Raw genomic sequence first — 13031 nt, forward strand, 5'->3', positions numbered from 1 at the left:
TGCGGACGCGCTGCCTCACATCACCGGCTGGAACGTGTCCGCCCGCGCCATCTGCCAGGCGTCGCGGAAGCGCTGGTCCTCGGTGCCGTCGAGCAATTCACCCGGACGCAGCGCGGGATAGAGTTTTGCAAAGGAGCGGACCTCGGTGGTCGAGGTGCGCTGGCTGAAGTGGATCGGACGCAGCTCCTGCGGATGTTCGAGGCCGGCGGCCGCGATCAGCTCGGACAGCGAGTGCAGCGTGGCGTGGTGGTAATTGTAGACGCGGTCGATCTTCAGCGGCACGTAGAGCGCGCGCGCACGCGTCGGGTCCTGCGTGGCCACGCCGGTCGGGCAACGGTCGGTGTGGCAGCTCAGGGACTGGATGCAGCCGAGCGAGAACATGAAGCCGCGCGCCGAATTGCACCAGTCCGCGCCGATCGACATCGCGCGCGCCATGTCGAAGGCGGTCGCGATCTTGCCGGACGCGCCGATCCTGATGCGGTCGCGCGCGTTGATGCCGACCAGCGCATTGTGGACGAAGCTGACGCCCTCGCGCATCGGCATGCCGAGATGGTCCATGAACTCGAGCGGCGCCGCACCCGTGCCGCCTTCATTGCCGTCGACGACGATGAAGTCCGGATAGATGCCGGTCTCAAGCATCGCCTTGCAGATCGCGAGAAACTCCCAGGGATGACCGATGCACAGCTTGAAGCCGGCCGGCTTGCCGCCGGAAAGACGCCGCATCTCGGCGATGAACTCCATCATCCCAACCGGCGTCGAGAAGGCGCGATGCGAGGCCGGCGAGATGCAGTCCTCGCCCATCGACACGCCGCGAATCTTCGAAATCTCCTCCGAGACTTTTGCCGCCGGCAATACGCCGCCATGGCCGGGCTTGGCGCCCTGGCTGATCTTCAGCTCGACCATCCTGATCTGCTCTTCGCCGGCAATGCGCGCGAACTCGTCCGGATTGAAGCTGCCGTCCTTGTTGCGGCAGCCGAAATAGCCGGAGCCGATTTCCCAGATGATGTCGCCGCCCATCTCGCGATGATAGGGGCTGACGCCGCCCTCGCCGGTGTCATGCGCGAAGGCGCCCTTCTTCGCACCCGCATTGAGCGCGCGCACCGCGTTGGGGCTGAGCGCGCCAAAGCTCATCGCGGAAATATTGAACACCGAGGCCGAATACGGCTTTTTGCAATCCGGCCCGCCGATGGTGACGCGAAACTTCTCCTCGACGCGAGTCTTCGGCGACACCGAGTGGTGCATCCACTCGTAACCCTCGCGGTAGACGTCCTCCTGGGTGCCGAACGGCCGCTTGTCGAGTTGCATCTTGGCGCGCTGATAGACGACCGCGCGGATGTCGCGCGAGAACGGCATGCCGTCCTTCTCGCTCTCGAAGAAATACTGCCGCATCTCCGGGCGTATCTCTTCGAGAAGGAAGCGGATATGCGCCGAGATGGGGTAGTTGCGCAGGACCGCGTGGCCCTTCTGGAGGAGATCGCGCACGCCGAGCAGGGTCAGGGCGCCGAAAATCAGGATCGGGACCAGCAGGATGTCGAAGATCTTGCGATCGACGATGCCGATGCCGATGAGAAGCGCGGTGATGACGGCGCAGATCGTCAGGATGATGAAGCGTGGCGAGAAGGGAAGCAGGAGGGTCTCCATGATCCCCTCCTCGAGAGGTCCCCTGGGCTGGTTGTGCGATTTGTTGACGTTGGACACGATCCATCCCTCTCGTCGAGATACGCCGGCGCCTCGTCTACGGATATGACGGGGGCTCGAGTTTCAAGCTACCGAATTTGCAACGCTCAAATCAATCCATCCCGATGGGCAGGCGATGAGTAAGACTATTGCACCGCAATAGATCGCACCGAAATGACACGTCAGTGACCATGCGGGCGCGCCTCGTGCGGAATCCGCCCCTGTTGCGCAAGGCCGTCCTGCGCCAGCCAGGCGTCGGCGCTCTTCACCGCGCGTTCGATATGGTCGTCGGTCCGCGAAAAGTCATAGGGCGAGCCGACCAGCGGACAGAGCGGCGGCACCACAAAGTACTCGATCTCCGGATCGAGCTCTTCGAGTTCCTCGACCAATTGCCGCGCGATCAGCAGCGTCAGCGCGTGCAACGCATTGGCCACCGCGCCGACCGGCGGATCGGTCGTGGAGCAGGCATGTCCGGTCGGCAGCACGATCAGGCGCTTTGCGCCCTTGCTCACGGCGACCCGCACCGGCGTGTTGGAGGAGATCGCGCCGTCGGCGAGATAGCGGTCCTGGTAGGGAACCGGCGAAAAGGCGCCGGGGATTGCGGTGGAGGCAACGACGGCGTCCGCGACCGAGCCTTCCGAGATCACGACGCTATCGCCCGAGATGATGTCGGTCGTGACGATATGCACCGGCAGTTTTGCATCCTCGAGATTGCGATAGGGCAGATGATCGTCGATCAGCTTGCGGATGCCGTCATGCGGGATTAGGAAGTCGCGCCGCCACAAAAAGCCGAGCATCGTGCGCCAGGTGACGGGGAAGACGTCGTGACGCCTGAGGCCGCGCCAGATCGCTTCAAGCCCGAGCACGCCCCTCAGCGTGGGATCGCCGGCATAGTAGGCGCCGTTGATCGCGCCGACGCTGGAGCCGACCACGAGGTCGGCGACGATGCCGTGCTTGGCCAGCGAATGCATCATGCCGACCTGGATAGCACCAAAGCTGCCGCCGCCCGCCAGCACGAAGGCCGTCGGCTTTGGCGAGCGAACATGATCGATCACGGACAAGACGTACGCCGCCCCCCCCTGCTCTCGCGTTGCAATAGAGCCGCGAGGTTTTGGGAGGAGGTTATAGCAGCGCGCGTGGAAGACGAGCCAATAACAAAATGGAGTGGGGCGAGATGCCGGCCATGCTCTCAACTGTCGTCCTGGCGAAAGCCAGGACCCATAACCCCAAGGAGGAGTCGTTGCGCGAGCGGGCAACCCCGAGTCTTCGCCAAACCACGTCCTGTGGTTATGGGTCCTGGATCAGCGCTCGCTCCGCTCGCTTGTCCAGGACGACGATTGTGCGTGAGGCTAGGGCATCCCTCAAAGCCCGGGACGACAGAACCTTACCGCTCCACAAACGCCTTTTCGATCACGAAGTGGCCGGGCGTGTTGCCGCTGCCTTCGGCAAAGCCCTTGCCCTCGAACATCACCTTGAGCTCTTCGAGCATCGCGGGGCTGCCGCACATCATGATGCGGTCGGTTTCGATATCGAGCGGGCCCTGGCCGATGTCCTCGAACAACTGGTTGGAGTTGATGAGGTCGGTGATGCGGCCGCGATTGCGGAACGGCTCGCGGGTCACGGTCGGATAGTAGACCAGCTTCTCCGACAGCAGCGGTCCGAACAGTTCGTCGTTCTGCATGTTGGCGACGAGCTGCTCGCCATAGGCGAGCTCGGAGACCTGGCGGCAGCCATGCACGAGCACGATGCTCTCGAACCGGTCATAGACGTCGGGGTCCTTGATCAGGCTCGCGAACGGCGCAAGGCCGGTGCCGGTGGACAGCAGCAACAGCCGCTTGCCGGCGATGAGGTTGTCGGTGATCAGCGTGCCGGTCGCCTTGCGGCCGACCAGAATGGTGTCGCCTTCCTTGATCTTCTGGAGGCGCGAGGTGAGCGGGCCGTCCTGAACCTTGATCGAGAAGAACTCCAGCTCTTCCTCGTGATTGGCGCTGGCCATGCTGTAGGCCCGCAGCAGCGGTCGGCCGTCGACCTCGAGGCCGATCATCGCGAACTGGCCGTTCTGGAAACGGAAACCGGAGTCGCGGGTGGCACGGAAGCTGAACAGGGTGTCGGTCCAGTGCTGGACGGAAAGAACCTTCTCTCGATAGAACGCGCTCATGTGTCTCGATATTCCGAATTGATGCGGGTCTTGAACAAAAGGGTGGCTCTTGAACAAAGGTGCCCTGGCCCCGAAACGAGGTCGTACACCACTGCCATGGCGGATGATTTCGCGTGTGTGATCTACGCCATTGAGACAGATAATCAACCTCGTCCCGGGCGCATTGACGCCGGTCAAACCGGCATTTCGGGCCTGATTTGCAGCATGTTTAACGAATTTTCTGCAAGCACCGCGCGGCGGGCAATTTCTTTTCCCTGCGGGGCTCGCCCACAGCACTTAATTTCCATCCCGCTCGCGCAAAATTCATTAAGAATAGCTCTGATTTCTGCCATGGCAGGTCGCTGATTTCCGCATGACGGCGGTTTTCGCGGATGGGACGGTTCAAAACATGTCCGAGCGGATCTTCGCAGAGGCCATCAGGCACTATTGCGCGCGCCACGCTGTCGATATCGACGTGCGGGCCGACGGCTGGCTGATCGCGATGCGTCGCGGCGAACGGCGCCATTTCGCCTTCGGCTACGACATCGGCCTCAACAGCGCGATCGCGCACCGGCTTGCCAACGACAAGTCGGCGGCCGCGGAGGTGCTGGCCTTGTCGGGTGTGCCCTGCATTCCCCATCGTCTCTTCATTGATCCAAAGCTCGTCCCCGCGCCCGGGGCGGAGGCGGCGATGGGCGCGCTGCTCGCCGACAACCCGCAAGGCCTCGTGCTGAAGCCCAATGAAGGAACGGCCGGCCGGCTGGTGACCAGGGTGACGAACGCGCAGGAGCTCCGGCTCGCCGTCGAAAAAATCTTCACGGCCAGCCAGGCGCTGGTGATCTCACCTTTCGTCGACATTGAGGAGGAGGTCCGCGTCATCCTGCTCGATGAGACGCCGATGGTCGTCTACCGCAAGGAGCGTCCGTCGGTCACAGGCGACGGCGCGCACACCTTGCGCGAGCTGGCACGCGCCGCCGCGCTCGAAGCACGGCTCGGCGATATCGCGACCGATGCGCTCGACGCCGTGGTGCCGACCGGGGAACGCCGCATCCTGAACTGGCGCCACAATCTCGACGCCGGCGCAAAACCCGTGCTGATCGAGGATGGGGACGTCCGCACCGCCTGCGTCGCGATCGCCGCCGCTGCCGCCCGCGCCATCGGCATCCGCTTCGCCTCGATCGACATCGTCCGCACCGGCGGCGCCTGGAAGGTGCTGGAGATCAACTCCGGCGTGATGATGGAGGCGCTCGGACGACTCTATCCGGAGCTCGCGCATGCGACGTACGCCGCGGCGCTGGATAGGGTGTTTGAGCGGTGAAGCGTCGCGGTGACCTTACCCTCCCCTGGAGGGGGAGGGTCGATCGCGCGCAGCGCGAGCGGGGTGGGGTGACGGTCGCTCCACACCGAACACTGCCCGAGTGGAGAGATCACCCCACCCCGGCTCACATTTCGCTGCGCTCAAAGTGAGCCGACCCTCCCCCTCCAGAGGAGGGTAAGAGCCGGCCACTCAGCGCATCAACGATGCAGCGTCACTAATTATTCGCGCTCGCTGAATCGTCCATTGCCTTGAAGGCCTCCTCGAGTTGCAGCGAGATCGGCACGTTCAGGCGTTCGCCGGTGGGGAGGCGCGCGGTGAACCATTTGTTGTAGAGCGGGACGAGGTCGCGGTTGGAGCCGAGCTTGCGGAAGGTGCGCTCGACCACGGCGGACAATTGCGGCTCGCCCTTTCTGAACATGATGCCGTAGGGATCGTAGGACAGATAGTCGCCGACGACGCGGAACTTGTCCTGCGCCTTGTGGCGCGCGATCAGGCCGAACAGCAGGATGTCGTCGGTCGCAAAGGCATCCGCCTTGCCGTCGGCGAGCATCTGAAACGACTGCTCGTGGTCCGGCGAGGTCACGATGTTCAGGCCGAGCGAGAACTTCTTGTCGACCGCGTGCATCGCCTGCTCGTTGGTGGTGCCCTTGGTCACCACGACCGTCTTGCCCTTGAGATCCTTGACATCTGCGACGGTGGCGCCCTTCGGCACCATCAGCTTGGTGCCGGCGACGAACATCAGCGGCGAGAACGCGACGCGCTTGCCGCGCTCGGCATTCGCCGTGGTCGAGCCGCATTCGAGGTCGATCTTGTTCTGCAGGACCGCATCGATGCGGTCGTCCGAGGTGACCTTGACGTATTCGATCCTCAGATTGGGATCGTCGACCTCGACGCCGATCTCCTCCACGATGGCCTCGCAGAGTTCGAGGCTGTAGCCGATCGGGCGGCCCGCCTGATCGAGGAAGGAGAACGGCGGCGAGCTCTCGCGATAGCCGAGCCGCACGACGTGCGCGCTCTTGATGGCTGACAGCGTCGGGCTCAGCCCTTCGCTGGCGGTTTGCGCCGAAGCTGCGCTCGCGAGCAAGCATGCCGCGAGCCACAGGCTGCCGGAGGTCAGAGACCTCGCCAGTGTCTGGCCCATGTTGCGCTCCTAACCATGGCCGGCCATGGCGGGCACCTCGCCAGGAACCATGTCCGGCGTCACCGTTTCGCCCGGTCCGAGCTCATGCTCGGGCCCGAGCTCGCCTTCCCATTTCGCGACCACGGCGGTCGCGAGCGAGTTGCCGATCACATTGGTGGCGCTGCGTCCCATGTCGAGGAAGGTGTCGATGCCCATGATCATCAACAGGCCGGCCTCGGGGATGCCGAACTGCGCCAGCGTCGAGGCGATCACCACCAGCGAGGCGCGCGGCACGCCGGCAACGCCCTTGGAGGTGATCATCAAGGTCGCGAGCATCGCGAGCTGCGTCGCGAGCGACATCTCGATGTGATAGGTCTGCGCGATGAAGATGCTCGCGAAGGTGCAGTACATCATCGTGCCGTCGAGGTTGAAGGAGTAACCGAGCGGCAGCACGAAGCTCGAGATGCGCGAGGAGGCGCCGAACTTGGTCAACCCCTCCAGCGTCTTCGGATAGGCAGCCTCCGAGCTCGCGGTGGAGAACGCGATCATCAGCGGCTCGCGGATCAGCTTCAGGAGATGGCTGTATCGCGGCCCGATCACGACGAAGCCGACGACCACCAGGATGACCCACAGGATCGCAAGCGCGAGATAGAAACCGCCCATGAAGACGACGAGCTTCCAGAGCACCCCTAAGCCGTTCTTGGCGACAGTTGCCGTGATGGCGGCCCAGACCGCGAGCGGCGCGAACAGCATCACATAGCTCGTCACCTTGAGCATGATGTGGGCGACGTCGTCGATCATCGCCAAAATCGGCTTCGAGCGCTCGGGCATCGAGCCCATCGCCACCGAGAAGAACACGGCGAAGATCACGATCTGCAGGATCTCGTTCTGCGCCATCGCGTCCGCGATCGAGGTCGGGATCAGATGGGTCAGGAACTTTTCGATCGAGAAGGCCGAGACCGGCAATCCGGTCGATTGCCCCGCCTGGGGCAGCGTGCCGGGGAAGTTGGCGCCCGGCTGCAGCAGGTTGACCATGATGAGGCCGAGCAGCAGCGAAATGAAGGAGGCGCTGATGAACCAGCCCATCGTCTTGGCGAAGATGCGCCCGAGCCGCGCGCCGCTTCCCATATGCGCGATGCCGCCGACCAGGGTCGCGAACACCAGCGGCGCGATGATCATCTTGATCAGGCGCAGGAACATCATGGCGATCAGGTTGATGGACGAGGCCCATTCGGCGCGCGTATCGGGCAGGAAGTTGAAGATCGCTGCGCCCATGACGATGCCCAGCACCATCGCGGCAAGGATGTATTGCGTGAACCTGTTCGACATTGCGTACCCCCACAGACACCGACGCTTCATAGTGTCGCAGTTTTTCGCGGTCGGCAACACGCTTGGCGTGCCGCGCGACCAACGGGATGTTTCCGTTGCGAAACGGGAACAAGCGATCTAGCCTTCATGCAGCGCACAACAAGTGCGGCTTGCTCGTTTTCTGCGCGCGAGCTGCACCAATAATCGCCAGAACAATCACCAAGCAATCAGAGAGGAAAGCCATGAGCGGGACCGTCAATCGCCAGATTCTTCTGGTGGAAAAGCCGAGCGGCAAGCTCGGACCCGAGCACTTCAAGATGGTGGAAGGCGCGATGCCGGAACCGAAGGATGGCGAGGCTTTGCTGCGCGTGCGTTACATCTCGCTCGATGCCGCCAACCGCGCCTGGATGCACGGCGCGACCTATCGATCTGCCGTGGAAGCCAACAGCGTGATGGCGGGAGGTGGCATCGCTGAAGTCGTCTCCTCGAAGGCGCCGGGGTTAGCTGCCGGCGACATCGTGTTCGGCGACACCGGCTGGCAGGACTATGCCGCCGTACCCGCAAAACATCTGAACAAGATGCCAAAGCTCGAACCGCTCACGCATCTGCTCAGCGTGTTCGGCATCGCCGGCCTCACCGCCTATTTCGGCCTCCTGGAGATCGGCAAGCCCAAGGAGGGCGAGACCGTCGTCGTCTCCGCGGCCGCGGGCTCGGTCGGCTCGATCGTCGGCCAGATCGCCAAGATCAAGGGGTGCCGCGTAGTCGGCATCGCCGGTGGTGCCGACAAGTGCAACTGGCTGATGTCGGAACTCGGCTTCGATGCCGCCGTCGACTACAAGGACGGTGCCACGTTCAAGGCGCTGCGCGCGGCTGCGCCAAAGGGCATCGACGTCTATTTCGACAATGTCGGCGGTGACATCCTGGAAGCCTGCATTCCGCAAATGAACAATTTTGGCCGCATCGCCTGCTGCGGCGCTGTCTCGCAATATGACGGCGCACCGTCCCCGCACGGCCCGCGCGGCGTGCCCGGCCTCATCGTGGTGAAGCGGCTGATCATGCAGGGCTTCATCGTGATGGATTTCGCCAAGCAATACGATCGCGCGCTCGCCGATCTGCAAGGCTGGGTCAAGTCGGGCAAGCTGAAGGTGCAGGAGGACGTGATCGACGGACTTGCGAACACGCCCAAGGCGCTGATCGGATTGCTCGCCGGCGAGAACCGCGGCAAGCGCATGGTCAAGCTCTGACGACATCGTCACGACATCTGCGTGAAACACTAATCTACTTGCGGTAGCGGCCAAAGCGGCAAATGATGCGCGTCGCGAAACTTCACTCGCGACGATTGCGTACGCATCATTTTTCGGAAGCCTGCAGGAATCGCAGGCGTCACCGATAGGGCAGGAATTCACCCAGATGTTCAATACGTTGAAATGTGTCGCAACGCGCAAGGCGTTGCTGGCGGCAACATTCTTCGCAGTTGCAGCACCCGCTTTGGCGCAGGCGCCGACCGACGCGCAGAAGAGCGCGATCCGCTCCGCCTGCCGGTCCGACTACCAGTCGCATTGCGCGAGCGTCCCGCCGGGCGGCGCGGAAGCGTTGCAGTGCCTGCAGAAGAACATGTCGAGCCTGTCGTCGTCGTGCCAGAGCGCGGTACGCGCGATCGAGCCTGCGGCAGCGCCGAAGACCGAAGCCGCACCGGCTGCGCCAAAGACCGAGACGACGGCGCCGGCCGCCGAGCCCGCGGCCAAACCTGCTGCCACCACCGCCGCGCCCAAATCGTCTGCCGAAAAACCCGCAGCCGCCAAGCAGCCGACGAGCGCGGAGATCTCGGCGGTGAAGAGCGCATGCCGCTCCGATTATCCCAAGGTCTGCGCCGGCGTGCCGCCGGGCGGCGCGCCGGCCTTGCAGTGTCTGGAGAAGAACAAGGCAAAACTGTCGCCGGCCTGCGAAAAAGCCGTGACCGCTGCGGCCGGAGGCGGCGGTGCAGCAGCGACGGCAGCGCCCGCGGGTGCAGCGCCGGCTGCGGCGCCTGCCGCAGCTCCGGCGGCGGCGCCGACCGTGATCGTGCTGCGTCCCTTGCTGCCGCGCGAAGAGCTGTTCATCGTTCGCTCGGCCTGCAGCGCCGACATACGCACGCTGTGCGCCGGGGTCGCGCCCGGCGGCGGCCGGATCGTGCAATGCGTTGCAAACCAGGCCGCGAAGCTGTCGCCCGCGTGCAAGGACGTGCTGGCGCCCTTCGCCGCACGATAAGACCAACGCCGCGCCGGCAGGGCCGGCGCGCGTCGACTTCCTGGCGGGCGCGTGAAATGATCGCATGCGCACGCTTTGTCCGATCCACAGCATGTTCCAGAAGCTCGATTTCGAGCACGACAAGACCGGGAGGAAACCATGCGTTCGTTCCTGCTTATCGCGTCAGCAATCCTTGCCTTCGGTGCTACCATGCTCGTCGAAGCAACCGATGCCAATGCTGTGGTGTGCGCCCGCGGGGTCTATCGCGCCGGCTGTGCCGGACCGAACGCTGCCGTCGTCGTGCGCAAGCCGGTGCCCGCGGTCAGGTGCGCGAGGGTGCTGGTGAACGGCGTCTACGTCAAACGCTGCGTTTGAGTTTGGCGGATTTGCCAATATTTCCTCTGGCGCCCGGCGCCGGAGCAGACTAGTCTAGCCCAGATAGTAAGTATACTGTCAATTAGGGAGGCAGACGTTGCGGATCGCCGTGATTGGCGGAGGGCCTGGCGGGCTCTACTTCGCCTATCTCTGGAAGAGGCGCCACCCCGAGGATCAGGTCGACCTGTTCGAACAGAACCCGGCCGACGCGACCTGGGGTTTTGGCGTCGTGTTCTCCGACCAGGCGCTGGAATTCCTGCGCGCCGACGACCCCGAGACGGTCGACGCGATCGCGCCGCATATGGAGAGCTGGGAGAACATCACGCTGAACCTCGGCGGCGACAGCGTCGCCATCGACGGCGTTGGCTTCTCCTCGATCGGGCGCCTCGAGCTACTCAGATTCCTGCAACGACGCGCGCTCGGTACCGGCGTCACGCCGCGCTTCGACACCCAGATCCAATCGGTTGACGAACTGAACGGCTACGACCTGATCGTCGCCGCCGACGGATTGAATTCGCCGGTCAGGCGCGCGTTCGAAGGCGATTTCGGCACCTCGCTGTCCTACTCCTCGAACAAATTCGTCTGGTACGGCACCTCAAAGCGTTTCGACACGCTGTCGCAGACTTTTGTGAAGACCGATCGCGGCACCTTCAACGCCCACCACTACCGCTACTCGCCGAGCATGAGCACGTTCCTGGTCGAATGCGACCACGCCACCTGGCAGGCCTATGGTTTTGCCTACAAGGACGTCGAGCAGTCCAAGGGCGTGTGCGAGGAGGTCTTTGCCGACACCCTCGGTGGCCACTGCCTGGTCTCCAACAAATCGGTCTGGCGCAATTTTCCGTGGGTGTGGAACGAGCACTGGTCGTTCAAGAACATGGTGCTGATCGGCGACGCCCTGCACTCGGCGCATTTCTCGATCGGCTCGGGCACGCGGCTCGCGATCGAGGATGCGATCGCGCTGGTGAAGGCGCTGGAATCGGACGCGCATCTGGCGACCGCGCTGCAGCGCTACCAGGCCGAGCGTAAGCCGATCGTGCAAAAGCTGGTCAATGCCGCGCGCACCTCGGCCTCCTGGTACGAACACTTTGCCGACCACATGAAGCTCGACCTGATGGATTTTGCCTACAGCTACATCACTCGCTCCGGGCGGATCGACGATGCGCGCCTGCGCGCAATGTCGCCCGCCTTCATGGCGCGCTACGAGGGCGTGAAGAACGGCGGGAGCGCAGCATGAGCGCCGAGATTCGCGACCAGGTGCCCGCGGACAGCCCGGGCGCGCGCGAGATCGGCTTTGCCGTTCCGCAAATCTACAATGCCAGCCGCGTGCTGTTCGACAACCTCACCAGCGGCCGCGGCGACAAGCTTGCGCTGATCGGCCCGGCCGGCACACGCACCTACGCCGAGCTCTGCGCCGACGCCTGCCGCTGGGGCAACGGTCTTGCGTCGCTGGGCCTGCAACGCGGCGAGCGCGTGCTGCTGTTCCTCGACGACACGCCGGCCTATCCGGCCGCGTTCTTCGGCGCGGTGCGCGCCGGTTTTGTGCCACTGCTCATCAATACGCTGACGCCGCCGGATCTCTTGCAATTCTATCTCGCCGATTCCGGCGCGGCCGTGGCGGTCACTGATGCCGAGTTCTGCGCGCGCTTCAACGCGGAGGCCTGCAAGGACACGGCCCTGCGCACGCTGATCGTAGTCAATGGCGAGGCAGGCGGCCACGCCGTGCCGCAGGCTCTTGCCGCGGCAAGCTGGCTGGAAAAATTTCCGGCCGAGCTCACTGAGGCCGACACCCATCGCAACGAGATGGCGTTCTGGATGTACTCGTCCGGTTCGACCGGCCGGCCCAAGGGCATCGTGCATCTCCAGCACGACATGGCCTATAGCGAGATGGCCTTCGCACAGAACGTTTTGAAGCTCGGGCCGGACGACATCTGCTTCTCGGTGCCAAAAATCTTCTTCGCCTATGGCTTTGGCAATTCGGTCACCTTCCCGTTCTCGGCCGGCGCTGCGACGCTGCTCCTGCCGGGCCAGCCCAGGCCAGCGACGATTTTCGAGGCGATCGAACGCTTCAAGCCCACCGTCTTCTTCGGCCTGCCGACGCTCTATACGTCGCTGACCAAGGCTGATGGTGCCGACAAGACCGATTTCTCCTCGCTCCGCATGGCGCTCTCCGCCGCCGAAGTGCTCTCGGCCGAAGTCTTCAACGGCTGGAAGAAGCTCACCGGCCTCGAGATCGTCGAAGGCCTCGGTTCGACCGAGGTCCTGCACATCTATCTCAGCAACAGCCCGGACAAGAAGAAGCTCGGCGCCGCGGGCCTGCGCGTCCCCGGCTACGAGGTCGCGCTGCGTGACAAGGAGGGCCGCGAGGTCGGCGACAACGAAGAGGGCATTTTGTGGGTGCGCGGCGATTCCAACACGCCGCTGTACTGGAATCGCCCGGACAAATCGGCCGAGACGATCCGCGAGGGCGGCTGGATTTACACCGGCGACCGCTTCGTCCGCGACTCCGACGGCTTTCACTTCTTCCGCGGCCGGGCCGATGATCTCGTCAAAATCTCGGGCCAGTGGGTCTACCCGCTCGAGGTCGAGCTGTGCCTCGCCGATCACCCCGAGATCCGCGAATGCGCCGTGTTCGCCGCCGAGCTGCCCGACCGCCGCATGACGCTGAAGGCGGTGGTCGTCATGAACGACCGCAGCGTCGATCAGGGCACGACGACGCGGAGATTGCAGGACTACGTCAAGGGCAAGCTGCTGCCCTACAAATATCCGCGCGAGGTGATCTTTATCGACGAGCTGCCGAAGACAGGAACGGGGAAGATCGACCGGCAGGCGTTGTTGAGGATGTGAGGGACGTGCAGCGCTCTCGGTGT

Annotated in this window: 12 protein-coding genes; 6 read left to right on the forward strand and 6 right to left on the reverse strand. The window is 63.9% G+C overall.

Features of this window, described 5'->3' with window-relative positions; genetic code table 11:
• Positions 1-15: 15 nt before the first annotated feature.
• From KUF59_RS42665 to KUF59_RS42680, 4 genes are all read right to left on the reverse strand, one after another.
• Entirely contained in the window at positions 16-1641 is a 1626-nt protein-coding gene (locus tag KUF59_RS42665) for an FMN-binding glutamate synthase family protein (protein ID WP_212458027.1), read from the reverse strand.
• 218 nt (positions 1642-1859) lie between these two features.
• Positions 1860-2738, reverse strand: coding sequence for a patatin-like phospholipase family protein (locus KUF59_RS42670; protein WP_212458028.1), 879 nt, complete (start codon positions 2736-2738; stop codon positions 1860-1862).
• Positions 2739-3061: 323 nt separating this feature from the next.
• Positions 3062-3835 carry a ferredoxin--NADP reductase gene (locus tag KUF59_RS42675; protein WP_212458029.1) on the reverse strand — a complete coding sequence of 258 codons (774 nt, stop codon included), beginning with the start codon at positions 3833-3835 and terminating at the stop codon, positions 3062-3064.
• 173 nt (positions 3836-4008) lie between these two features.
• A complete protein-coding gene (locus KUF59_RS42680; RefSeq protein ID WP_212458030.1) occupies positions 4009-4167 on the reverse strand; it encodes a hypothetical protein in 159 nt (52 codons plus the stop codon).
• Between the two features lie 56 nt (positions 4168-4223).
• On the opposite strand from KUF59_RS42680, the gene KUF59_RS42685 reads away from it, so the two are divergent.
• Entirely contained in the window at positions 4224-5132 is a 909-nt protein-coding gene (locus KUF59_RS42685) for an ATP-grasp domain-containing protein (protein WP_212458031.1), read from the forward strand.
• A gap of 214 nt (positions 5133-5346) precedes the next feature.
• On the opposite strand, the gene KUF59_RS42690 is transcribed toward KUF59_RS42685, so the two are convergent.
• A complete protein-coding gene (locus KUF59_RS42690) occupies positions 5347-6273 on the reverse strand; it encodes an amino acid ABC transporter substrate-binding protein (RefSeq protein WP_212458032.1) in 927 nt (308 codons plus the stop codon).
• 9 nt (positions 6274-6282) lie between these two features.
• On the reverse strand, positions 6283-7581 hold the full coding sequence (locus tag KUF59_RS42695; RefSeq protein WP_212458033.1) for a dicarboxylate/amino acid:cation symporter: 1299 nt from the start codon (positions 7579-7581) through the stop codon (positions 6283-6285).
• 221 nt (positions 7582-7802) lie between these two features.
• Here KUF59_RS42695 and KUF59_RS42700 point away from each other — a divergent pair, with 221 nt between their 5' ends.
• From KUF59_RS42700 to KUF59_RS42720, 5 genes are all read left to right on the forward strand, one after another.
• The gene (locus KUF59_RS42700) at positions 7803-8804 is read left to right on the forward strand and encodes an NADP-dependent oxidoreductase (protein ID WP_212458034.1); all 1002 of its coding nucleotides are present in this window, start codon (positions 7803-7805) and stop codon (positions 8802-8804) included.
• Positions 8805-8970: 166 nt separating this feature from the next.
• Positions 8971-9807 carry a cysteine rich repeat-containing protein gene (locus KUF59_RS42705; RefSeq protein WP_212458035.1) on the forward strand — a complete coding sequence of 279 codons (837 nt, stop codon included), beginning with the start codon at positions 8971-8973 and terminating at the stop codon, positions 9805-9807.
• Positions 9808-9945: 138 nt separating this feature from the next.
• The gene (locus KUF59_RS42710) at positions 9946-10161 is read left to right on the forward strand and encodes a hypothetical protein (protein ID WP_212458036.1); all 216 of its coding nucleotides are present in this window, start codon (positions 9946-9948) and stop codon (positions 10159-10161) included.
• A 97-nt stretch (positions 10162-10258) separates the two neighbouring features.
• On the forward strand, positions 10259-11398 hold the full coding sequence (locus tag KUF59_RS42715; RefSeq protein WP_212458037.1) for an FAD-dependent monooxygenase: 1140 nt from the start codon (positions 10259-10261) through the stop codon (positions 11396-11398).
• Positions 11395-13008, forward strand: a complete 1614-nt coding sequence (locus KUF59_RS42720; protein WP_212458038.1) for a benzoate-CoA ligase family protein — start codon at positions 11395-11397, stop codon at positions 13006-13008. The genes KUF59_RS42715 and KUF59_RS42720 overlap by 4 nt, the downstream gene beginning before the upstream one ends.
• Positions 13009-13031 lie beyond the last annotated feature (23 nt).

The sequence above is a fragment of the Bradyrhizobium arachidis genome (genome assembly GCF_024758505.1).
In the GTDB taxonomy this organism is placed as follows: domain Bacteria; phylum Pseudomonadota; class Alphaproteobacteria; order Rhizobiales; family Xanthobacteraceae; genus Bradyrhizobium; species Bradyrhizobium manausense_C.